General features: G+C 67.0%; 21 protein-coding genes. 17 read left to right on the top strand and 4 right to left on the bottom strand.

The window, feature by feature from the left end:
* Positions 1–152 precede the first annotated feature (152 nt).
* From WH85_RS04130 to WH85_RS49960, 7 genes are all read left to right on the top strand, one after another.
* Positions 153–1,181, top strand: coding sequence for a hypothetical protein (locus tag WH85_RS04130; RefSeq protein WP_157410750.1), 1,029 nt, complete (start codon positions 153–155; stop codon positions 1,179–1,181).
* Positions 1,178–1,756 (top strand): hypothetical protein, encoded by a 579-nt coding sequence (locus WH85_RS04125; protein ID WP_045740303.1) that lies wholly within the window; start codon positions 1,178–1,180, stop codon positions 1,754–1,756. The genes WH85_RS04130 and WH85_RS04125 overlap by 4 nt, the downstream gene beginning before the upstream one ends.
* Positions 1,757–1,909: 153 nt before the next feature.
* Positions 1,910–2,863, top strand: a complete 954-nt coding sequence (locus WH85_RS04120; RefSeq protein WP_157410749.1) for a S1 family peptidase — start codon at positions 1,910–1,912, stop codon at positions 2,861–2,863.
* Between the two features lie 433 nt (positions 2,864–3,296).
* Complete coding sequence (locus tag WH85_RS04115) at positions 3,297–4,406, top strand: glycosyltransferase (protein WP_169792410.1); 1,110 nt, start codon at positions 3,297–3,299, stop codon at positions 4,404–4,406.
* Positions 4,407–4,525: 119 nt separating this feature from the next.
* Complete coding sequence (locus WH85_RS04110; RefSeq protein WP_045740300.1) at positions 4,526–5,449, top strand: endonuclease/exonuclease/phosphatase family protein; 924 nt, start codon at positions 4,526–4,528, stop codon at positions 5,447–5,449.
* Between the two features lie 60 nt (positions 5,450–5,509).
* The gene (locus tag WH85_RS04105) at positions 5,510–5,815 is read left to right on the top strand and encodes a helix-turn-helix domain-containing protein (protein WP_045740299.1); all 306 of its coding nucleotides are present in this window, start codon (positions 5,510–5,512) and stop codon (positions 5,813–5,815) included.
* Positions 5,812–5,958, top strand: coding sequence for a hypothetical protein (locus WH85_RS49960; protein WP_245673810.1), 147 nt, complete (start codon positions 5,812–5,814; stop codon positions 5,956–5,958). The genes WH85_RS04105 and WH85_RS49960 overlap by 4 nt, the downstream gene beginning before the upstream one ends.
* Before the next feature lie 51 nt (positions 5,959–6,009).
* Here WH85_RS49960 and WH85_RS49955 read toward each other — a convergent pair whose 3' ends face one another.
* From WH85_RS49955 to WH85_RS04090, 4 genes are all read right to left on the bottom strand, one after another.
* A complete protein-coding gene (locus tag WH85_RS49955) occupies positions 6,010–7,380 on the bottom strand; it encodes a hypothetical protein (protein WP_157410748.1) in 1,371 nt (456 codons plus the stop codon).
* A gap of 740 nt (positions 7,381–8,120) precedes the next feature.
* Positions 8,121–9,329: a Shedu anti-phage system protein SduA domain-containing protein gene (locus WH85_RS04100; protein ID WP_045740298.1), complete on the bottom strand. Its 1,209-nt coding sequence runs from the start codon at positions 9,327–9,329 to the stop codon at positions 8,121–8,123.
* Between the two features lie 209 nt (positions 9,330–9,538).
* On the bottom strand, positions 9,539–10,201 hold the full coding sequence (locus WH85_RS04095) for a hypothetical protein (RefSeq protein ID WP_045740297.1): 663 nt from the start codon (positions 10,199–10,201) through the stop codon (positions 9,539–9,541).
* A 210-nt stretch (positions 10,202–10,411) separates the two neighbouring features.
* A complete protein-coding gene (locus tag WH85_RS04090; RefSeq protein ID WP_169792409.1) occupies positions 10,412–11,704 on the bottom strand; it encodes an IS110 family transposase in 1,293 nt (430 codons plus the stop codon).
* An 877-nt stretch (positions 11,705–12,581) separates the two neighbouring features.
* Here WH85_RS04090 and WH85_RS04085 point away from each other — a divergent pair.
* The 10 genes from WH85_RS04085 (at position 12,582) to WH85_RS04040 (ending at position 22,370) form a co-directional block, all read left to right on the top strand.
* The gene (locus WH85_RS04085; protein ID WP_157410747.1) at positions 12,582–13,118 is read left to right on the top strand and encodes a hypothetical protein; all 537 of its coding nucleotides are present in this window, start codon (positions 12,582–12,584) and stop codon (positions 13,116–13,118) included.
* Between the two features lie 191 nt (positions 13,119–13,309).
* Positions 13,310–13,900, top strand: coding sequence for a hypothetical protein (locus WH85_RS49950; protein WP_157410746.1), 591 nt, complete (start codon positions 13,310–13,312; stop codon positions 13,898–13,900).
* A gap of 92 nt (positions 13,901–13,992) precedes the next feature.
* Complete coding sequence (locus WH85_RS04075; protein WP_045740409.1) at positions 13,993–14,784, top strand: GP88 family protein; 792 nt, start codon at positions 13,993–13,995, stop codon at positions 14,782–14,784.
* A gap of 426 nt (positions 14,785–15,210) precedes the next feature.
* Positions 15,211–15,855 (top strand): GGDEF domain-containing protein, encoded by a 645-nt coding sequence (locus WH85_RS04070; RefSeq protein ID WP_052720134.1) that lies wholly within the window; start codon positions 15,211–15,213, stop codon positions 15,853–15,855.
* A gap of 174 nt (positions 15,856–16,029) precedes the next feature.
* Complete coding sequence (locus WH85_RS04065; RefSeq protein ID WP_045740293.1) at positions 16,030–16,431, top strand: hypothetical protein; 402 nt, start codon at positions 16,030–16,032, stop codon at positions 16,429–16,431.
* A gap of 216 nt (positions 16,432–16,647) precedes the next feature.
* Positions 16,648–17,541, top strand: a complete 894-nt coding sequence (gene dprA, locus WH85_RS04060) for a DNA-processing protein DprA (protein WP_052720133.1) — start codon at positions 16,648–16,650, stop codon at positions 17,539–17,541.
* A gap of 52 nt (positions 17,542–17,593) precedes the next feature.
* The gene (locus tag WH85_RS04055; protein ID WP_083448772.1) at positions 17,594–18,883 is read left to right on the top strand and encodes a DUF4192 domain-containing protein; all 1,290 of its coding nucleotides are present in this window, start codon (positions 17,594–17,596) and stop codon (positions 18,881–18,883) included.
* 203 nt (positions 18,884–19,086) lie between these two features.
* Positions 19,087–21,261: an ATP-binding protein gene (locus tag WH85_RS04050; RefSeq protein WP_157410745.1), complete on the top strand. Its 2,175-nt coding sequence runs from the start codon at positions 19,087–19,089 to the stop codon at positions 21,259–21,261.
* 126 nt (positions 21,262–21,387) lie between these two features.
* Positions 21,388–21,891, top strand: a complete 504-nt coding sequence (locus WH85_RS04045; RefSeq protein ID WP_045740290.1) for a DUF5983 family protein — start codon at positions 21,388–21,390, stop codon at positions 21,889–21,891.
* A 5-nt stretch (positions 21,892–21,896) separates the two neighbouring features.
* On the top strand, positions 21,897–22,370 hold the full coding sequence (locus WH85_RS04040) for a hypothetical protein (RefSeq protein ID WP_157410744.1): 474 nt from the start codon (positions 21,897–21,899) through the stop codon (positions 22,368–22,370).
* Positions 22,371–22,425 lie beyond the last annotated feature (55 nt).

Genomic DNA, 22,425 nt, shown 5'->3' with positions numbered 1-22,425 from the left:
CCACCATCTCACCTGGCCCCCGTGGGGCTCCCACCAGCTGAGGAACCATGACACAGCCTGAACCACCCGCAGCACCCGTCCGCCCAGGCGCCCTCACGGCAGATGCCGGCCCGGCACCGGCCGGTGCCCTGCATTCACGCAGCCCCTGGTGGGTGAGCACCGGCGTCCTGATCGCCGTCGGCGCTGTCACCGCGGCCGGTGCTTTGCTGCCCGAACGCGCCATCGACACGGTGCCCCACCTCCGCGGATGGGCCGGCAACGCCGCCCCCAGGCCCAGCTTTTCCCTCCCCACACCCACGGCCAGTACAACTGCAGGCGCTGCGGCGGCGACCGTACCGGCCACGCGACTGCTGCAGATGGCCGACGATCTGAGCGCAACACCCTGGGAGGCTGACCGCGGCCGCTTCGACTACGTTGAGGTCCGCCGCTGGGAAGTCGAACCGACCACCGCAACCACGCCGCAGGCGAGCCGGCCCCCGACCTCCATACGGCACCTCGCCGCCTGGACCGACAACCATGGCAGCGGCCGGTCCTACGCGCTCGACGAAACCCACGGGTGCACGACCGAACGCGACGAAAGGTGGATCCAGCCCGAGGCGGCCCCCTGGGACGGTCCTCTGTCCAGCGACCCCGGCGCAGTACGCCGGCAACTACTCGGCCCACCCCCGAACGACGGCATCGACCTGTTCGGCCAGATCTCGGAGCTGTTCGCCGCCCGGGTCGTGCCGTTACCGACCCGCCGCGGCGTGCTGCGCCTGCTCACCGCCCACCCTCACACCGTCGTTCGTGAAGGCACCTTCGACCCCAGCGGGCGCATCGGGATCACGGTCACCACCGCGGTGACGACTCCGGCACCACCGCCATACGCCTCGTATAGCCGCACGCTGGTCTTCGACCCGGCCACCGGGGACCTGCTCGCCGCAGGCTCCACCGACCCAGACGCCGGCGTAGCTCAGCCGGCCGTCGCACCCTGGCAACGCCCCGGCTTCCGCACCTACACCCAGTACCTGGACCGCCGCCGGACCAACGATCGGTCGACTCCGCGGCCACGTTGCTCCGAGCACATCGAAGAACTACGTCCCGCAGGCAGCTCGAGGATGGCCACGCAGAACCGGAAAGTGACACACGCGGTCGTCTCGGTCCTGGCCGAGAGCACCTCGTATCCCCGAGTTCGCCGATGAGCCCCCGGTTCGGCGCCGACCAGATTTCGTTTCACCTCGGCAAGCAGGCCGTGACCGCACGGTGTGCCCTGCACCCGGACTTCGCCGAGTCCTACCCGTACGGCGACGACCACCTGGTGCCGGCCACCTGGTTCGTCCGCGTTCTGTCCGATCACCTCAACGACCACCCCACCGCCATCCCCGACACCCCGGCGGTCGAACAACCTGCTCCCGACCAAGCTGCGGTTCTGAGCACGGCATCGGCGTTACCGCTTGACGCATTCGGCCGTGAGGTCGCCGCCCGCTGCCGTTGGGCGACGGACATCAACGACGACGATCCTCGCAGCGACTGGCCGATCGCGGTGCGCCTCGCTGTGGCGCTGGTGCTCGGCAACACCGACTACTTAGGCGACATGGGACCCGGGCCCGGCTACACCGCCGACCAGGCAGCGGTGCTGCTCGTGCGCAGCATGACGCACCCTCCGGCGAACCTGCGCGCCTGGATCGAAGCCATCCGCCACGAGATCAAAGCCCCGCGGCCCGACAGCGGACACACGCCGTGGCTGCCGCCCCAACAACTGCGGACCGATCCGTGATCTGACCGGCGACCCTGGCGCGCAGAACGCGATCTGCCACCGCCACCCCCGTCGCCTCGGGCGACTCCAGCTCCCGCTGCCGAAGACGACGGCGGGCACTACCGGCCTGCACCCGTAGGCCGGCCTACCCCTCACCTGAAGAAGGACGCGGCTTTGACGTCACGTACCTGGCTCGGCGGCCTCACCGCCATAGCCATGACCACCGCCTCCCTGCTGACCGTGGCACCGCGGCCGGCATCCGCGGCACTCCCGCCGCAGACCGCCGCGCCGGCTCGGGCGGCAGTCTCAGCGACACCGCCCGACGACGGCGAGGTCTCCCCGTTCATCATCGGTGGCAGCGACGCCACCGAGCCCTACCTCTTTGCGGCCAGGGTATCGACCACATTCCCCGGCATCGGCACCGCGAAGTGCACCGGCACCTTCGTCCGCACCGCGCGCGGACGCATCGGGGTGGTCAGCAACGCCCACTGCTTCGAGCTCCCGGGCGACAACCAGCCCGCCCCGTTCACCAACGTGCAGGTCCAAGCCGGCTCCACCCACCTCGATCAGCTGGTCACCACCAACGCCACCGGGTTGCAACTGCACCCGGAGTGGGACTGGATGACCGGCGCGGACCGGGTCGCCGACGTCGCCGTCATCACCGTGAAGATCCCCGACGGCCTGGCCATCCGGACGGTCCCGATCGCCGACTGGGCCCGCGCCAACCAGAAGGTCCGGCTGCTCGGCTGGGGCAAGACCACCTACGACGCCACCCAACCTCCGCCAGTCCTGCAGCAGCTCGACACCCGCCTCACCCGATCCTCGACGTGTGCGGTAGCCGGGATCACCGCCGGGGAGCTCTGCGTCGCCGCGGCCGCCAATGGCGGCTCGCCCTGCTTCGGTGACTCCGGCGGTCCCGCCCTGAGCGCCCGAGCGGGCGCCTGGGCGCTGCTCGGCAGCGCCAGCCGCGGCACAGACGAATCCACCTGCACCGGCGCAATGGTCTACACCGACGCCACCTACTACGCCAGGTGGATCGAAGGCGCCATCGACGGCAAGCACAAGCCACACCGGCAACGCCCCGTCCCTGCGAGCACGATCAAGCGGCACTGGGCCCTCGCCGGCTGACGCCTACGTGAGAGGGGGCGCGGTGTGCCGGGCTGCCTGCCGCACTGGCACACCGCGCCCGACCGGCAACCAACGACTCATCCCACGGGCGAAGCACCGCACCAGGGTCAGCTGACCGCCGGCACTGGACGCCAGTTCGGCGGCCCGCACTCCTCGGCATGCTCGAGACGGGTTGCCGCCGGACAGGCCATCCCCGGGTCACACCTCTACCCGTGGACGAACGGCGAGTTACTTCCGCCTGGCTACTGCTGTCCCCTGGTAGCTGTGCTCCCGACGGCGACCCGGCCATCTGGGTTTGCGTCGGCGCCCTCACCAGGCGACCTCAACGACCACGAGGAAGGCACTTTCGATGTATTCCCTCCCCAGTCCGGGGACCGATGGCTCGCCGTCGTTGTCCACGCCGGCTACCGCGCCGCGACAAGCCGGCTGCCGGGTGCTGGTCACCGCTGTACCGATCCCCGGCCACGTCATGCCGTTGCTGCCGCTGGCGCACGCGATCGCCGCGGCCGGCGGCCAGGTCACCGTGGCCGTACCGGCGTCGATAGCGCACCTCGTGGGCAAGCTCGCGGTCCTGCCAACCGGGCCCGACATTGACATCCTGCTGACGGAGAACGCCCGGCGCACCGGCGGAGCCGACCTGGGCGACATCTCCGCGCTCGCTCAGTTGTTCACTTCCACCCGCATTGAAACGACGTTCGACGAGGCGTTGCGGCACGCCCACCGCATCCGTCCCGACCTGATCGTCGCGGACGAGTACGACACCATCGGCCCGATGCTGGCCGCCGCGCTGGCCGTGCCATGGATACAGCACGCGATCGGCCTGCCCGTATCGCCGCCCGCGCTGGCGCCGGCCATGCAAGACCTGCTCGTCCCCCAGTACGTGCGGCGCGGGATCGCCAGAATCGAACGTCTGGCGCTGGTCGACCCGTGGCCGCAAGCTCTGCAAGAACCAGGCCATGTACTGCCACCTGACCGGCTGACCATCCGCGCGCAGCCGTATGCCGCACCCATGAACGCCGGCCAGCCCCTGCTGCCCGCACCCGGATCCCATCCGCGCGTGCTGGTCACCCTCGGAACCGTCCTGCTCGACGGCGAATTACTCGATGCCCTCGTCGATGCCGTGGCCGCGCTCGACAACGTCGAAGTCCTCGCGTTGGTGCCACCGGGCGTCACGCACCCGCTCACCGACCCGCGCGGCCACGTGCGGTTTCTGGGCTTCACCCCGATGGCGGACCTTCTGGCCGCGGGAGTTTCGGTCATCGTGGCCGCAGGCGGCGCCGGGACCGTGCTGGCCGCCTTGAGTCACGGCATTCCGATGGTGCTGCTTCCTCGGGGAGCGGAGAAGCCGCAGAACGCCGAGCGGGTCGTCGAAGCCGGCGCCGGCATCGCCATCACCGACCCAGCACAGGCCGGCACCGCCGTACGTGAGCTGATCGCCAACCCGTCGTACCGAGCTGCGGCCGCACAGATCGGCGAGCAGATCAGCCGTGCGCCCGACGCGGGCCAGGTCTGGGCTGCGCTGCGCGAACGGCTCCGCACCTGACTCAAACAAGCCCCGACCGCCCCGCTCTCCGGCATGTGTGGTTCCGCCCAGCGATGCCTTTCACGCCCGCGGCAACTCTCTCCCGCCCCGTCCGGTCATGTCACGAAAGGACCACCGTCGTGCCCATCCTGCTGCCCGCCGTCACCTACAACTACGAAGCCGGCGGCTACGACAGGACAACTCGCCGTCACCACTTCACCGGCCTGCAGAACACTCTTCAACGCGCCCCAAAACCCCCGGCCTTGATCCTGTTCTGCGAGGCCAAGCAGTATCAAGCATCAGGAAACATCGGTCTCTACCAGGCCGCCGAAGCCATCACCGACGTCTTCGGCATCCCTTACGGCGCCCTGCTCGGCCGCGGTGACCGCGGACCGATCCCACCCGCGATCTTCTACGACACCAGCCGCCTCATCCCACGGTCTTTCATCGACCGCAGCGACCCCGACCCGTTCACCGACCAGGTCAACATCTGCCGGTTCGCCGTCCTCGACAGCCGCGACGAGGTCGGCCGCCGCCGGGAGCTGATCGCCGCCGTCGACCACTTCCCGGGCGAATCCCCGGACGCACGCGTCACAGCCGCCAGCCGCCTTCACCGGTGGGCGAAAGACCCGACCCCCGTCATCCTCGGCGGCGACCTCAACGAACAGCCCTCCGGTGATCACTACCCACGCTGGGAGCCCGACCGGTGCACCCCGCTGGTCCGCCGCCGCAAGGCCCGCCAGATCGCCGGACAATGGGTCCACTCCACCGACGCCCTCGACAGCCTCGTCGGCTACTGGAACCCCCACCGCACGGTGCGCGAGGACGGCATCGGCTTCCACCTGATCTCCGAGCTCGCCTGGCAGACCAACGGCCGGACCGCCTCCATCGAGGCAACCGTCGTCGACAAACCCGGCGAAGTCCGTCTCACGATCGACCACCTCCTCGCCAACGACGCGATGCGCCCGCACGTCGCCGCCGAAACCTTCCGTACCTTGCCCGCCGCTGCCGGCGAAGACGAAGCGTCGGATCACATCGCCGTCTACGTCGAACTTAGCCTCTGAACCAATACAGCCCCACAACGCCCATCTGCTGCGACCACCCCACCCCGAAAGGACCGACGCATGTCCACCGAGGTAGAGCAGGCCCGTCCTGCCCGACGGCACCGCTTCACCTACACCGATCAATTCCGCTCTCTGCCCCATAGCGACCGTGAGAAAGAATTGACGCTTCTGAAGAAGCTTTACGAGCAAGACCGGCTGACGATCCGGCAGCTCGCAGCCCTGCTCGAGGCCTCCTACGGCTTCATACAGAAGCGCCTTGCCGACGCCGGCGCAACAACCAGCATCACGAGAAGGAAAAGACCACCCGTGTCGGACGGCGCCGCCGCCACCATCGCCGCCTTGCCCACTCGCCAGGCGCCTTCATGACCCGGGTTATCGGCGTTGATGCCTACGCCCTCGGCTGGGTCGCCGTCGAACTGCACGATGGCGTCTTCACCTGGGCCCTGCTAGCGGCCACGCTCTACGACGGGGATTCACGTTCGCATCCGCCGATCCGGCCGCCGCTCTGAGCGTGGACACGCTGATCTGCCGATGAGAGTGCACTTGGTGGAGGTTATTTCTCAATCCTGAGAAAGGAATATCTTAATATGCTGTTTTTGGATTTTTTTACTGTCCAGGTCCAATAGTGGCAGCTTTACCGCGATTCCCCCTGCCGAGCCTCCTGATCGGAATGCGACCGTCTCATACCTCCATGAAGAGCTAAAGCTCTCCGGCATTTCATCAAGTAAGGCTACGAGCTGCGTCACCAAGGCGGGAATAGTAAAGGTGCTGCCGGTGGCGGCAATGCCGTCTATCGCCACCCGCAGCAACGGAGGGTTCACGGGTGTCACATTATCCAATTTACTCCACACTGCCGCCGTGCCGAAGCTCGTTCTACCGGCAAGGACGTCGTGCACGTCGGCGCCCTCAATTGTCCTGCTAAAAATTTCCGAGATTATGGCGTCTTGGTCGCCGGGGGGCAGGGTGCGGAACTTCTCCAGTTGCGACAGCCCTTCACGCATCCGCCCCTCCAGCCTTGTCACCATTCGAGCACCCTGTGGCGGGATTGGCGCTTTGGCTTGAACATGCATTACTGAGTTCGTACTCGGATCGTAAATGATTAGGTCGAACTCGCCGGCAACTTTTGAGCGTTTCCAGACTTTGTTGCGAGCGATTAGCATTCCCTCAATGCGAGAGAATTCAGCCTCGATGTCATCCAACAAGAGCGCCTCAAGGTCTGCGCTGATCTTTTCGTCGAAGCCCTGGGAATCGTTCTTGAAATAAGCGTAGAGAAAATTGCGCTGGGAAGCCATGTGCAGTAGAACATGTGGACTAAAAATCACAAGGCGACTCGCATTTTCTCCCTTGAGATAATGAAATGGAGGGAAGAACCCGTCGCTTGCCAGCGTGGCCTCACTGTCCAGCGTGAAAAACTCTAGAAGCTTTACCGCCGCCTGCTCGGAAACTCCACTTATTGCAATAAGTAGGCCTTCGAGAAAATTGGCATTGACTAACGGGGAAGTCCACTCAAGCATTTCACCTAGCCACTTTTCCCTATTCCTTGGGCGGCCAGTGTTCGTCGCTCTCCGTGCAGCCTCCGCGGCGGCAGTCAGCCAGCTAAGTGCAACGGCAGCCATGGCTCGGAGGAAGTTTTTTAGATCAGGCAGAGAAACTCCGATAGCGTCCTGCAGGGAGGCGTCATAGAAATATGGCTTTTCGGTCGAGAGGATGCTCTCGTAATAGAGCTTTGTTAAGGGCACGACCTTGCCGTAGGCTTGGTCTTTGTTTGCGAGGATCTTTCCATGGATTCGCTCGAAGCCTGAACCCAGTGGCCCCTTAAACCATAAGGGCAAGGCTAGCTCGGAAAGTAATACGTCACGTTCTTCCGCTTTTTTGAAATCTTCACTTGGGTGCAATAGGGTGAATTGCCGTGCACTGGGTTGTTCCGCCAAGTACCAGCCCTTGTGGAGCTCCGGAAAAAGCTCACATGCGTGACCGTAGAGTAGGAGCTGAGCGACGTCTAAAGTCGCGTTCGCTGAATCGAGTGCCAAGATAGCATTTCGCGCGTTTGTCCCGATTTGTTCGTCGGGGCATCGCACCACGAGACTTAGAACATGAGCCAATCTATTGATCAGTGCCTCACCCGTACTACGTCGTGGTGGCGTTGTTCCGTCAAAGGAACCCTCCATGAATTCATGGAGGACTGTGTAGATTAACGTGAGAACGGATCTGCGCTGGCCATGGAAGAGAGGTAGTGCGGCTACATACGAGTCGAGTTCTGGCTCGTGACGGAGGAGTTCGTCGCGTGCGGACGTCATGTCAAGATTGTCGCATGTCCCTAGTCGCGCAGCAGTCTACTGCTGAGAGACTTCCGTAATGTCAAGACATCCAACTGCCGCAGACAAGGTGCGCTGTCTCAGGTCCGAGGGCAGCAGGCCAGTGTCGCGGACGCCGCTCGACAGTGTCGGCAGGGTCGAGTGCTGGAGCCGGTGGCGCAGTGGCGGGACTGAACGCGTTGTCGGGGTGCGAGATGGTCATGGACGGTAGTCCTCTCGCCTCGCCGTCGCATGTGCGGCCGCTCCGCGGTTGCGCTCGCTTCTCGCCCACGATGAGTCAGTTGTGTAGACCCGCCACCGCTGAGCGTCGTCGGCGCTTTTCGATGCTGGCGGCATCACAAATTCCCGCCCCGCGCCTAGAAAATATCGGCCTCGTCGTCGTGTTCGATATCTAATACACCGAACACCTTTCGCGGGGTTTGTGTCTCCCTGACGAGCCAGTCGTAGGTGCGCACGTCGATCTGATCCTTCTCCCATAACTGAGAACGCATCACGTCGGTCTCTGCACTCAACTGGCCGCGGCCGATGATGACGAGCCCTCTAGCCTGAGGTCGGATACCGAATAAACCAAGTCCTTGTGAGCGCCGAGGCTTGCGGGCATGGTCAAGGTTCTCTTGTAGCCACTCGCGCCAATCCCGAATCTGTTTAAGACCCTTCCGTAGCTGCTTCGACGGCTGCCCATCAGCGATCGTCAAAGGCGCCCGGGGGCTTTCCAGCTCAACAAGCGTCCACCGCAGCCCCAATGAGGTCATTCCCGCGACGAGGAAGTCCGCACGGTACTGGATCCCGAACCACGTCTCAGGCATGACGTAGCCGCCGTGGTGCGACGTCACCAGGTGGCTGAGAATCTGCGGGTGCCGCTCCAAGACCGCCTGGAGCGGCTTCTCGTCGACTGCACCTTCAAGCTCTTCGGACAGCGCCGCGGCGTCGGCGAGAGTCGGCTCGCCGCGCACATAGCACTCGATTAGCTCCCGGAGGTCAGCCGCGCTGATTCTTCGTCCCGGCTCCCGACGTGACGCCGCCGCTTGCGCCGCCTGGTAACGCGCCTTGTCATACGCCGGCCCAGGTGCCGATGCGCGGGCACGCATACGTACCGCATGAGGACGACCTCGATAGCCCCAACCGCCCTTGAAGTTCAGTTGGCCGTCCATGCTGATCGACGAGATCTCCGCTGGAACGTCGCCGACAATCTCGGCGACCTCAACGATGTCGCCGGGGCAAGGCCGCATCTGCTGCAGAGCCCGCGCGGCGCGCAGGGCGTGGAACACCTTGACCCATGCATCGATCATTTCCTGGTCGTCGAGAGGCGTCAGGATGCGACGGCGAAGTGACATGGCGAGGCTCTCGACGTAGTCCACCTGGCCGCGAGTCGGCTGCCGGGGCGAGTCGAGGTGCAGGACGTCACGGAGCCGGCGACGCAGCAGTACCGCTGCCACAGGCCGAGGAAGCCGATCAGCAAGGGGATACCCGACATGCAGGGCGAGGACACGCTGTTCCTCGCTTGCAGGTCCGGCGTAGGCACGTAGCCCCTCGACGACCTCTTTCCACCGTGCATGCGATGCCATCGATGCTCCTGAGTGAAAGGGGCCAGCCCTCACCGTACAAGCACCCGGGAACCAGCTCACCCTCGTCAGTCCGGTTCGACCGGATGGAGGCGATTGGCCAGGACATCCGCTAGCACGCCGACGGCCGATCGCCGAAGAGACGACCTTGCGGAGAGAGTGTGAGAGCGGTCAGTGTTGGACTTTGGCGCCGGGCCGCTGACGCGGCTGCCTCAGGATCCCGGCTGCCATCTCCTGACTGCCGCATGCAGGGTCTCAAGCATGCCGGTGGTGCGCGCGTTCCACGCGTTGACGACATCGAACGTGAACTGCCCGAGAGCTGCCATCCGCGTCTCACCTCCAGCCATGGCCGTCCGGGCCAACGCCAGCAGCGGCCGGCCCACCGGCGTCTGTAGGTATCCGAGCGTGGTGATGTGCCGACGCAGACGCATCCCGTCCGCGAGGGGTGATGCACCGCGCGAGGTGTCGCCTGGGACGTGGCCGAGCCATTCGACGATCGGGGTAATCAGGTCTTGCAGCATCCCGTCGCCGATGGTCAGGTCATCCTCGGCGCATCGCGCAGCTACGGTGGTGCCGGCGAGCCACGCCGCGAAGTAGGTGGCGCCGCAGAAAGCGGCCGCCGCGTCGTCCGACCTGTCGTAGCTGTACCCGGGGTGCTCCGCGATGTGCGCGCGGCCGAGGTCGAGACAACCGTGCACGAGGCGCTGTACCACCGGCTCGGAGTCGTCTGCCAGACCGGTCACGGCCGAGCCGATTATCTGGGCCAGGTACCGGTCGTGGTGCGCCGCAGGCACCAGGTCGCGGGCCAGGCGGACGACCGTGGCGGGACGCGCCCGGCCGATGACGACCGGTACCAATTTCAACTCGTCGATCATGCAAGTTCCTTTCGAGTGGGTCGAGCGACGCGTACCTGCGCCCGTGCCTGCGACCGCCGGCTCCGCTCTGGGCGGAAGGAACAGGCTCGCCCGTTGCCGCGCCGCATTGGTACGGAGGTCGGGGAGGTGCCCGGGTGCCGTTCCCACGTCAGAGCTCGCCGGCTCGGGATTGCCGCAGGCATCACCGGGCACCTCCCGGACGTCCGCGTCTCAGCTGGCCGCCCGGCCGGGCGCAAACATGATCCGTTCGTCGTACACGGTGCCGGCGGCCAGGCAGTGGTGCAGGCCGGACAGCAGCCGCCCGGCGAGGCGCCGCAGCGCCCCGGCGTAGGAGTCACCGGCCGCGCGGCGCCGGTCGTAGAACGCGCGGGCACCCAGCGAGTGGGTGAGTGCGCTGAACGCCCATCGATGGCACGCCATCTTCAAACGGCGGTTGCAGATCCGGCGGTGGGTGACCTGTCGTACCGTTCCACTAGCCCACGTCAACGGGGCAAGCCCCGCGTAGGCGCGCAGCCCTTTCGCAGTGGCGAACCGGTGCGCGTCGTCGCCAAGCTCGGCGAGCAGCCGTGCTCCAGTCAGCAGCCCGCAGCCCGGGAAAGACAGGTACGTGACCGCATGCGGATGCGCCTCGAAAGCGCCGGTCAGGGTGGCGGTGAGTTCGTCGGCACGCCTGCAGGCGTCATCGAAGGCCGCGAGCAGCGTGCGTACCTCGACCGCGGTCGCCGCCTCGATCGCCGCGGGTAGCTGCAGCACCGGCGCGGCGAACAACTCGTGCAGCCGGTAGGCCTCATGCTCGAGCAACCGCAGCCGGGCCCCGGTCAAGATCTTCTCCCACCGATAGACGCTGATGCGCTGCGCGGCGGCCGCGGTCGGCCCAGCTGCCAGGACCGCGCGGGCCTCCGCGCGCCGCAACCCGTGATCGCGGCCGTCCCACGCGCGCGCCGCAACCGGATGCACCTGAACCAACAGCGCCCGCAAGCGGGCCTGCAACTGCTCACGCAGCCGCTGCGCCCGATACTGAGCCAACGCGAGCACCGTTAGCGCCGCCGCGTCCGGGCTCACTGCCGGCAGCTCCCGCAGCAGGCCCCACCGATCACGCAACATCACGGCCAGCAGCTCTGCGTCCGAGCTGTCGGACTTCTTCGCCGCCCGCGACGTACGCCGCCGCTGACCGGCCACCTCGCTCGGCGGAATCTGGAACACCGGCTGGCCCCTGGCACGCAGCGCGTGCACCAGCAGCCCCTGATTGGTTTCGATCGCCACCGGCACCTGCCGCCGACCGTGGGTGTGACTGGCCCGCAACCCGTCCAACACGCGGAACAGCTGCCGCACCCCGTCCGGGGTGGCGCTGATCCGGGCACGGGCCAAGACCTCGCCGCGCCGATCGACGACCGCGACGTCGTTAAGCTGATCCGCCCAGTCGATGCCGCAAAAGAACCGCGGTGAGCTTTGCACTCCGGTATTCCCTTCGCCGATCGGGGTTGTCGGCCAGCGCCACAGCACACCGCAACCCGCACCAGCGCACCGCCGACACGGGTCGGGGAACACAGCACCCGCATTCACGCGGGTATCGCCGGATCGGGAGCGACATCCCGGACTGATGCCGGGACCACGAGCCGCCAATGACCAGATGGTCATTGGCGTCCAGGTGTCTGACGCTGGATCAACCCCGCTCAGGCGGGGACCAAGATGGAACGACCACCACCGTACGACACAGCCTAAAATCACACCACCCCACGGGTATGGTCATCCATACCGAGGCTCGACGACTGGTTCAATTCTTGCGCGCAGCGTGACGGATCTCCTGAGGAACTATCTGCGCCAACCCGCCAGTCAAGCACGCTTCCCGCGTCGATCGGCACTAAGCCCGATCTTCGATTGGGCTCGCTGAGCGGCTCGGCGAGCTGTCCTTGAACGGACGCGTCGCCGCCCCGCCAGAACCTGCCACGCCCCATCTCCCGGCGTTGCGAACCCACTGCGCTGCCGTAGTGCGTTCAACGTAGGCAACCGCGGGCAAGACAGCCAAGTTGGTTCCGAGAGGTCGTGCGGTCGGCACCCCTACGCCTCCGACGGCCCTGTAGATCGCGGCCTTGGCCGAGCGCATCGCGCGAAAGCCGCCGGCGGTGGGCGCCCCCCGGGTCTGGGGACGGAGCACGGTCCCGGCCATTCAGGACCCTGTCAAGCCACACCCCGGCGAACACCCCGCAAGGTTCCCCTCGACGTAACCACGCGGTGCCGAGCAGCGGACGCGCGTGATGGCTGGCGCGGGGTGCCGGGGCGGGCTGGACACGGCCGATGCCTGGCCGGGCCTGGTCGTGCCGTCCCCTCCCGGGCGGCACACACTGCGCCGCCCGGACCATCGCCTTCCATGGAGGTTGCCATGAGCGCCGACGATCACACCTCGAGCGGTCCTGCCGGAGCGCCCGTCGACTCTCGCCGCACGTTACCCGTCGATGCGACGTCGGCTGTGATCATTAGCCGTCATCAGATCGAGTGCTGGGCCGGGCGTGCTCTGACCAACGGCGAGATGGAATGCCTCACTCGGCGCATCGCGGCCTCGCCGATTCCGCAGATCATCGCTCAGATCGTCAGCCAGTTCGGCACCGAACCGACGAACGAAGCCAAGACCTTCAGCCGGCGTCGCTTCATCAATCACAGCAACGACGTCGGCGACTGGTGCCCTTGGTCACTCACCGCTATTGCCGTTACGGCTAGCAGTGACGACCGGTGCCCCGCAGGGTGCGCGAACAGCGCGATCGAAGCCGACAACCCCGATGACGAGGACCCGCCCAACATCACAGACTGCCAGTTGTGTGGCGCGCCTGGAGGCTACCCGTACTGCCAGGGCAACTTCGGTGGCCGCATCTCTTGTGCCGAGGCGGTAGCGCTCGACGACTCCGCCCAGTCGGAACGCTGAATCCGCTGGCGGGCACTGTACCCGGTTTGCGAAGCGCTGAGTTGAACATCGTTCCTGCTTCATACCTTCAACGGCCTGGAATAGGCCGTCAGCTTCGGGCGCGGCATGGCTTCCCTTGCGGTTACCGCATCGCCGCTTCCGCCGAATCCACACGGCGGCTTCGGACACCGATTCTTTAATTCCTTGCCTCGATGCTCGCGAACCTTAACTCACATTCTGAAAGCAACGGTGAACTGATGAAACACTTTCCGAACGTCGTTAAAAGGCACGCGTTCTATATTGACGAAACCATGAAGACCGAACACGGATTCATCCCTTCAATTGTCACTGAGGACGAACCCGGCCACACCCCCATGCGGGGCAACGGGCCGCACGCGTCACCCTGGTACTGGGGCCACGATTTGGCTGCCGCTCGCCGGATCGCGGCAAAGGCTAACGCCGAACTTGGCCTAGATGAAAGCGATGTGCGCGAGATCGTCACGTCGTCATTCCGAGCGTCCGAGATGATCGCAGAAGCCGGGCAAATTATTCGCTCGATTGCCGCTACCGCCGTTTCCTACGAGGTGGCCAGCGGCGACGAGTCGAGCGCCGGCTGGTTCTTGCATCGGGTGACCTTGGCCGACGGCAGCGTCATCGACCAGGGCGACCCGACCCTGGCGATCCTCGACAACGCTGTCGCGCCCTGCCTGTCCCGAATCGCTTGGGGGGCATGGGGCGACCGAGACGCTGACAGCGTGCTGCGCATCGACGCGCGCACCGGTCGCTGGCTGCGGGAACCATGAGCGCTGCGCAGCCGTCGGCCACCGCCCCTGACGATCGCCAGCAACCAGATCGTGTGTCGTCCCCGACCGCCGGAGCCGCGACGTGCGACCAACTGACTCTCTGGCCGGTCGACACATCGGCTTCTCGCGACCGGCGATCGACTCGCGCCGCTCGACTCCTCACGCAGAGCAACCGCCGACTCAAGGACATCGGCGTGTGGACGTGGACGCTGCCTGCGTGGGCCGGGCGGCTTCCGGACGGGCGCACTTACAACACGTGTCCGTCGGCGGGCATCTGTCGACAGGTCTGCTACGCCCTTCACGGTGCCTACCTGTGGCCTGTCGTCCGCGGCCGCCACGAGGCGAACCTGCGCTTTGTGCTCGATGACCTCCCGGGCTGGCAGCGGGCGATGACCGCTGAATTGCAGACGTCGCGGTTTGCAGGCCGGTGGGTCAGGATTCATGACTCGGGCGACTTCTTCTCCGACGATTACCTGCGCGCTTGGACCGACGTTTGTCGGGCTTGCCCGCGAGTCAATTTCTATTGCTATACCAAGGAAGTCGACCGGTTCCGGCGTCTGGTGGAGCCGGATCCGCCCGCCAATCTTCATTGGGTGTACTCCTACGGCGGCGTTCAGGACCACTCGCTGAATCCGGGGGTAGACCGGGTTGCCGACGTTTTCCCCGACGAGGACGCGATCGACCGGGCCGGCTGGTCTTCCCAGCGCGCCTCCGATCTTCTTGCTGTAATGGGCCCGCCGCTGGTGGGGATGGCGGCCAATCGCATTCCGGTGTTTCTGAAGCGGATCGCCGGCCGCAGATTCAGCACGTGGCAGGCCACGGATAACGAAGCCCGTGCCGCACGGCGCACCGCATCCAGCAGGCACCCACGAACGCCGTCATGACGGCAGAGCGCGCGGGTCCGGTAGGCCTGCTGGAGACGGACGGCGGTGCTGGCCGGGCACGGTGGCACGACCCGGGGCGGCCACAAGCCGGTCCGAGAACATCTTGGCCTCCGGCCAAAGATCTTCTCGTTCCCTGATGGCTTGCCGCCCGCCTCTCCGGGCCGGCCCCGGCCGGCAAGGCCAGCACGCGCTCGCCGCCTCGGCGTGGACGGCTGCCGACCGTCCGGGCCGCCACGTCTGACCCCATCACGTTCTGCTGCGGCGGCGCGAGCGGGCGGTCGAATCCGCCTCCCGCGGGGTGATCACCGATGCCCGGAACTAGTCGGGCGGCAGGGCCATCACCTCCTGGCCCCTGTGTCTCTTCCCGACCCATGCGCGGCCCGAGGGTTGCTCTACGTGGGCGGGCCTACCGTGAGGGGCAGTCTCATGCGTAAGACCCTGGTTGCCAGCATTGCCGCAGCTGCGCTGGGCGCGGTCTTCGGCCGACTCGGCGCGACGCCGACCATCCGCGTCCTGCATCGAGAGAATGCCGCACTGGCCGAGCAGGTCCGAAGCGACCGGCTCACCGGCGTACTGAGCCGGGCCGGCCTCGAGCAGGCGTACAGCGCGACCAATGACCGCGAGCGTTTCGTGATCGTCGTAGACCTCGACACCTTCAAGTCCGTGAACGACGAACACGGTCATCCCGCCGGTGACCAGGTGTTAAGTGCGCTCGGCGCGCGCCTGAACGACCTCGCGTCACGGCACCACGGATGGGCGGGAAGGCTCGGTGGCGACGAGTTCGCTGTGATCCTGGCCGACTGCACCGCGGCGGAGGCATTGCAGGCCGCGACGTACGCGGTGGCCGCCATCGTCACCACCAGCCGCACCGGGTCGGTGCAGGTCCGTGGCAGCGCAGGCGTCGCCCACGCGGCGGCCACCACACCGTGGTCCAGCGCATTGACCGACGCCGACATCGCGCTCTACCACGCGAAGCAACACGGCACGGTCACGCTGTTCAAGCCCGGCATGACCTACCCCCAGCGGCCAGCGCCGCGCCGGCGGGCCCGCGACGTACGCACGACGAGCTAGCCGCCGCTTCCTGGCAGGGCCGCAGGACCGTCCTGGTGACGTGCCGACAGCTCAGCCCTACTGCGCAGGCTTCTGGCCCGCAGGGTCGCACCGCGAGGCCACGCCAGCCGATGCCCTGCACGAACCAGCTCTCTTGTGCCACCTCGCAGCACCACCCCGGATGGAGGTCTCCTGATGATGTTCCACGTCACCGTCTACCACAACGCCGCTGACCAATTCATCTCCTTCCGCCATGAACGCCAGCTCCTTGCGGCCTTCGCCTTCTCTCGGGCCCTGCCGCAGAACACCACGGCCGAACAGCTCGCGGAGTGGACGTTTTGCCTGCTCAACATCGATCCGGACACGCTGGTGGACAGCTGCCCGACGCTCGACACCGCCTCTGCCTTCGAGCTCGCTTGCCGCTACCGGCGTCAGGAGCTGCGGTCTCTGTCGGTAGGTGACGTGGTCCGGGTCAGCACAGCTACCGCGGTGTGCTGGCTGGTGTGCGATGGCCTCGGCTGGAGCGCCATTGCGGCGCCGTCGAACGTGCACGCCGTTGCTGACGGCGAGATCAGCACCACCTGTGACAGCGACTAGTAGCGCAACGAATCACAGCCGCAGAGCCGGAGCACCTCTCGACATTCCGTCGCAACACCCCAGCTGCTGAACACGAAATCGACGCCTGCGGCCTCTTTTGGCCGCAGGACATCCGTATGCGTTGAAGAAGGGAACAACTCCATGAGAAATAGCGAAGCCCCCGCGATACCGGAATCCTCAGACGAGGCGGAGCTCATCGCCCGTACCGCCCTGACCATGCTCACCGAGCCCGGCCATCCGACGGTCTGGTCCATGGTCCAGCAGCAGGGCGCACCGACGGTCCTGGACCTCCTGCTCACCGGAGACACCCCGGACGCAGCCCTGCGCGCGGTGGTGAAGGCCCGCGCGGCCCGAAGTGACGTGCGCCGTTCGGCCCAGATCGCGTGGCGCCGTACGCAACGGCTCAGCGCGCGGCTGGTAGTGCCCAGCGACAGCGAGTGGCCGGCACAGGTGAACGACCTGGCCGTAGTCGAACCGGGATCCACCGGCCCGGTCGCTCAGAACACCGCACCGCCGCTATGTCTCTGGGTTCGCGGTGACCGGTCACTGAGCGAAGCGTTCGCGCGGTCCGTCGCAATCGTAGGAGCGCGAGCGGCAAGCCCGTACGGGGTGCAGGTCAGCACCGACTTCGCCTACGAGCTCGCGACCCGGGGGCGGAGCATCGTTTCTGGCGGCGCATTCGGCGTGGATGCGGCCGCGCATCAGGGCGCCTTGGCCGCCGGTGGCCTAACCGTCGCCGTGCTGGCCTGCGGGATCGACCGCCCTTACCCCGCCGGCAACTCCGCACTGTTCGACCGGATCATCGCTGACGGTCTGCTGGTCAGCGAATGGCCACCCGGTGCCGAACCGCTCAGACACCGCTTCAGCATCCGGAACCGCCTCATCGCTGCTGCCGGTGGCACGGTGGTCGTCGAAGCTGCACCGCGCAGCGGAGCCATACAAACGATCAGCCGGGCACTGGAGCTGGGCCGTCCCGCGATGGCCGTTCCCGGTCCCGTGACCTCGGTCATGTCGACAGGCTGTCACGGCATCCTGCGGGCCAACGCTGCTGCCCGCCTCGTGACGTCGGCCAGCGAGGTCATCACGGAGCTGAACCAGGCCGGCCACTGAGCTAACACTCGCAAGCGGCATCGGCACGCCGGGCCAGCCCGAATGTCCAGCCATGCCTCGGGGGTGTCCGGCTCGGCTCCGGCAGCCGGTGGTCGTCGCTGCCCGCAAGCGCTTGTACCAGCCCCGTCCCGGGCCGGCCAGGGCGCTGCACCCGGCCGACCCGCCATCGCGGTCCCAGCCCAATGCGAGGTGGCTGCTGGCGGGCGGGCCGGTCTGGACCCTGGCCTGCCTCGGGCCGTCAGGGCTGGTCCGCGCACGGGGTCAGCGCGACCCCCAGGTGCCCGCTTTGAACCGGTGTACCGCGATCGATGGCTTCTCCAATCGCGGTACACCGGTGAGCCACTTGCCGCAGGTGAAGGGGGTCGCGGTACCTGCCGAGCCCTTCAGGAGTGTGATTGCTGTGCTCGACCCTGCACCGTCAATCGTTCACGGCCCAGCCGACCTACTCACCACCATCCCGTACGTACTGGGATATCACCCCCAGCAGAGCATCGTCGTCGTGCTCATCGCCGACGACGGGCGCCTCGCCTGTGGGCTTAGTGTCGGCCGGCACGCGCCGGACGCGATGATCGTCGCCGAGAGCAGCACCGCCGCGTCCCGCGCGGACGCGAGCCGCGCCTTCGTCGTGGGCTATGGACCGTTGTCAGACCGCGAGCGGCTCACCAAGATCGCGGACTCGCTGCACATGGCGGTCACCGTCCAGGCGTGTCTGCTGGTCGACGACGGCAGGTATTACTGCCTCAACGATGGGTGTCCCTGCACACCCGAGCAGGGCGCCGTCCTCGATCCGGCCGGCAGTGTCATTGCCGCGGAGATGACGCTTCGCGGCCGGGTGGCACTGCCATCGCGGGAGGATTTCGGCTCCTTTATCGAGCCGGACCCCGATGCGCAGGAACGCACCGCGGCCGCCCTGAGCCATGTACCGGGACTACTGCCGGATCCGGTGGCCGTCGTGCACACCAGCCTGGACATCGCGTCCACCGGCGGTCGACTCAGCGATGAGCAGGTGGCGTATCTGGCGGTGGCCCTCCAGAACAACGACGGTCGCAGTGCGGCATGGCTGGCGACCACGGGTGAGACCTGGCAGCACGACCTGTGGCTCGACCTGGTCCGCCGCGTGCCCGAGCACTGCGTGGCGGCGCTAGCGAACCTGGTCGCTTGGAATGCCTGGCGCCGCAGTGAGCCAGCGCTGGCCTGGGCGGCGCTGGCCAGGGCTATGCACGCGCGGCCGGACAACACCATGTCGCAGCTGATCGGCTTCGTGCTCACCGCCGGCATCAGTCCGGCGACGCTGCCCTGGCCACTGCCCGACGGCACCGATCTCGAGGACCTTCTCCGCTAGCGGCCTATTGGCGGTGTCTCAGCGCTCACGGCGCTGAGACACCGGCCCCCTGGCGCGGCCGCCGACACCTCCATCAGCGGACGCCACCGCTGCGTGCTCGAGCTCCGATCTTCGCAATGTGCCCCGCCTCTGGGCGGGCCTTGGCCGCGCCTCAGGCACCACGGCCGAAGCCCGGCTTCTAACTCATTCAAGGAGATTGCTTCGTGGACAACTTCGCACCCGCTACCGTCGCAAATCATCGCTCGACCACCGATGTTCCACAGTCGGTGGACACGCTGGCGTACCCGATCTCGCCGGAATACGTGAAGTCCTGGACACCCGCGCGAGCTCTGTGCGAGCTGATCGCCAACGCCCTCGACGAGGACCCCGCCGCCCGTATCTGGTGGGCGGACGGTGTTCTGACCATCAGCGATGAAGGCCCCGGCATCCCCGAAGAGGGACTCGTACTCGGCTACTCGACGAAAACCGACGCTCAGATCGGCCAGTTCGGCGAGGGCAAGAAACTCGCCTGCCTCGTCCTGGCCCGTAGCCCTGAGGTCGGCCAGGTGCGCTGCGACACCGTCGGCTACGGGTTCACCCCGGCCGTCGAACGCCGCCGACTGCTCGACGGCATCGTGCCGTCACGATCCGCCGACGGCACCGAAGTCCTCGTCTACCGCCTGCACCGCAGTGACCGCACTCGCGGCACGATGTTCACCGTCGCCTGCCCCCAGGACCTCGCCCTCGAGGCTACGAGCCGGTTCAGGCCGCTGAGCGAACCCGACTACCAGCGACCGTCCGGCTACGGCTCGTGCGTACTCGACGGAGCGCCGGGCCGGGTGTGGATCGGCGGTGTGTTGGTCTCGACCGTGCCGGGCTTGCTCGCCTCCTACGACCTGCCCCTGGACGCCAAGGGCCTGCAGAACCGCGACCGCACGGTCATCGAAGCCGGCGCCCTGCGCGACGCGGTCCGCGCCATCCTGGCCGAAAGCGAGGATCACCTGGTCATCGACCGATTCGCCCAGCATGTGCTGGGCGGTGGGAAGCTGCGCGAGCCGGAGCAATACTTCGCCGACATCCGTTTGCCTCTCGCCCGGGCCGCGTGGCGGACGTGGGCGCGCGCCCATCTGCCTGCCCAGTGCTTTTTCACCACCTCGGGCAACGAGGAGGCCAAGCTCGACCTGGTCGACAAGGGCTACACCGAACTCAACGCCTCGGGTCTGCCCCACGAACAGCTGCGGGCGTTCATGGACCGTCTCGGCGTCGAGATCGCCCGGACCCGGCGCGTACGCCACTACGAACGCACCCGGGACACCACGACATGGGTTTCTCTGCGTCAGCTCACCGCCGCCGAACGCACAGTGCTGAACGAGACGCAGCAGCTCGTCCGCCGGGCCATCGGGGCGTTCGCGTTGGATCGGGTCAGGGTGTACTCCGACAGTGAGGAGTCGCCATGCTCCGACGGCTTCTACCACCCGCGCACCGGCGACGTCGCCATCCACCGTGCCGCGCTGGCCGGCCGGCACCGGGCCCGGCTCGTCCTGCTGCACGAGGCGGCACACCGTGTAGCGCACCGCGGCGGCGGCCGGTGGCTGCCCGTCGGTGACTATCAGGACCGCACCCGGGGCTTCGAGGAAATGCTCAGCGACCTCGCCGCGGTGCTGCTGGACTACCTCGCCGCCGGTGCCGCGCTTCCCGAGCTGCCTAACGCGCCGACAGCGACGTCCCGTGCCCTGCGCCTCGCTCCTGCCGATGATCCAGCGGTGCCGGCCGTGCGCCGCGAGCTGGCCCACCTGCTGCTCGACCAGCTGCCCAACGCCCTGACCGCCGGCAGCTTCGCCGATGAGAAGGACCTGGTCGCCTCCACCGGAGTCCACCCGGACTATTGGCGCACGCTGACGCATCCGAAAGTCGTTGGACACCGCCAGCAACGCGGCGGCCGTGCCTGGGACTACGACAAAGTCGCCCTGCTTGCGCAAGCAGCCGGTGTTCATCCGCCGGTCGTGTGGCTCGGCTACCACCTGTGCGAAGGGCCGATCTACGGCCGCGCCCGCCGCCGCGAGCTCCCGATCCCGACCGACGATGTCCGCGGCTGCTCGTGCGGGATGGCTGACTACGGCGCGCCCGGTCACGATGGCGACCCCCTCGCGGGGCAACCGCACCTCGCGGGCCATCAGCGCACCCCCTGGACCAAGAAGATGCGTGAGGCCACGCTACGCGCCTGCGCCGACCTGCAAGCGATCGGCGGCGCCTACGCCGAGCAGATCCCCGGACTACACGCGCTGATCGACGGGCGGACAACCGCGGTCATCGGTGACGACTGCTGGCACGCCCCCGCGCGGACGCTGCTGGCGTTGGAACGCCAGCGCCTGCTGCCCCACGACGTCACACCGGCGTAGCGGTACGAGGTCCACGCACGCGGCTCTTCCTGGTTGCTATGCGTACAGCACCAGTCGTGGCGACACATCACCGCGGCGAGGGGCCAGAACTTCCAACTCATCATCCACAGCAGCGAAAGGAAGAACATGCTGATCAGGCTGGAAGGCGTCCAGGCCCAAGACGATGTCACGGTCCTCGACGCAGCGGAAACATTCGCTATCTCCAAGGATACCGACGAACCCGATCCCGATGGCACGTACTCGATCATCACGACCAACGGCGAGGACGGGATCCAGGTTGCCGGCACCGAAGAGCAACTGCACGGCTGGTTGAACCGCGCTCGCGGACAGCTGAGGCTCAAGACTGGCGGTCCGCGCATCATGAGCATGCTCGACCTGTCCACGGGCCACCTGCCCTACCACGTCTGCGCTCGGTTAGACGACTACGACGGCGTCACCGCCTACAACACCGGCTGCGGCTGGCTGCTAGTCGTGCCCAGCGACCTCGCCGAGCACCGCTACGGGCACCCCGACACCGTGCCGGAGGCGGTGTGGCAGCTCTGGGAGTACGCGCACCGCTTCGGCGCCGAGTATCTCCTGCTCGATCCTGACGCTGACCTCGATGATGCTCTGCCCTCGTGGGACTGGTGACCGGCATGACATCTCCCATCAGCGCTCAGGACTCCCACGGCCACGTCGCCGACGTCGACACCGCGTTGGACTGTTTCGCCGACGCCGGGCTCCTGCGTCAGTGGCGCACCGACGATCCAGCAGGCAGTTACATCGTGACGACCGGCAACGGGGAGATCCGGTTACGCGACTCTGGTCAGGCGCGTGCGTTCATCGCCGGGCTGCGCGCGGTGTTCCACAGCACACAACGCACTACGTTTTTCGATCTGGTAGCGGCAGCCGACGCCATGCAGACCGAGGCGGAACGGTTGTGCGACGAAGCGAACAGATCCGGATTGGAGAACGACGAGTTTTCTGTCCGGGAGGCCGCCGACGAGCTACGCGCGCGGGCCTTGGGTGTCGCTGAGGTCATCCTCGGGGCGCTACAGACGCGGACCGGCGGCGGTGCTGCGGCAGGTGCCGGCGTCTGGGGCGCGGACGACTGTGCGGGAAGGGACTAGGCACGGTCCCGCCCGTGCGCGCCGTCGTCAAGCCACCGGCGAACCATCGCGACAG

Source organism: Actinoplanes rectilineatus (assembly GCF_000962825.1).
Lineage (GTDB): Bacteria > Actinomycetota > Actinomycetes > Mycobacteriales > Micromonosporaceae > Actinoplanes > Actinoplanes rectilineatus.
Note: the sequence above shows the minus strand (reverse complement) of the source record. Positions and strands in the feature narration are given on the sequence as shown.

Bases quoted from the DNA above. Each gene is read 5' to 3' on its own strand.
- WH85_RS04125 (WP_045740303.1), top strand. From the start codon at position 1,178: ATGAGCCCCCGGTTCGGCGCCGACCAGATTTCGTTTCACCTCGGCAAG.
- WH85_RS04105 (WP_045740299.1), top strand. From the start codon at position 5,510: ATGTCCACCGAGGTAGAGCAGGCCCGTCCTGCCCGACGGCACCGCTTC.
- WH85_RS49960 (WP_245673810.1), top strand. From the start codon at position 5,812: ATGACCCGGGTTATCGGCGTTGATGCCTACGCCCTCGGCTGGGTCGCC.
- WH85_RS04100 (WP_045740298.1), bottom strand. From the start codon at position 9,329: ATGGCATCGCATGCACGGTGGAAAGAGGTCGTCGAGGGGCTACGTGCC.
- WH85_RS04095 (WP_045740297.1), bottom strand. From the start codon at position 10,201: ATGATCGACGAGTTGAAATTGGTACCGGTCGTCATCGGCCGGGCGCGT.
- WH85_RS04085 (WP_157410747.1), top strand. From the start codon at position 12,582: ATGAGCGCCGACGATCACACCTCGAGCGGTCCTGCCGGAGCGCCCGTC.
- WH85_RS49950 (WP_157410746.1), top strand. From the start codon at position 13,310: ATGCTCGCGAACCTTAACTCACATTCTGAAAGCAACGGTGAACTGATG.
- WH85_RS04070 (WP_052720134.1), top strand. From the start codon at position 15,211: ATGCGTAAGACCCTGGTTGCCAGCATTGCCGCAGCTGCGCTGGGCGCG.
- WH85_RS04065 (WP_045740293.1), top strand. From the start codon at position 16,030: ATGATGTTCCACGTCACCGTCTACCACAACGCCGCTGACCAATTCATC.
- dprA (WP_052720133.1), top strand. From the start codon at position 16,648: ATGCTCACCGAGCCCGGCCATCCGACGGTCTGGTCCATGGTCCAGCAG.
- WH85_RS04055 (WP_083448772.1), top strand. From the start codon at position 17,594: ATGCCTCGGGGGTGTCCGGCTCGGCTCCGGCAGCCGGTGGTCGTCGCT.
- WH85_RS04045 (WP_045740290.1), top strand. From the start codon at position 21,388: ATGCTGATCAGGCTGGAAGGCGTCCAGGCCCAAGACGATGTCACGGTC.
- WH85_RS04040 (WP_157410744.1), top strand. From the start codon at position 21,897: ATGACATCTCCCATCAGCGCTCAGGACTCCCACGGCCACGTCGCCGAC.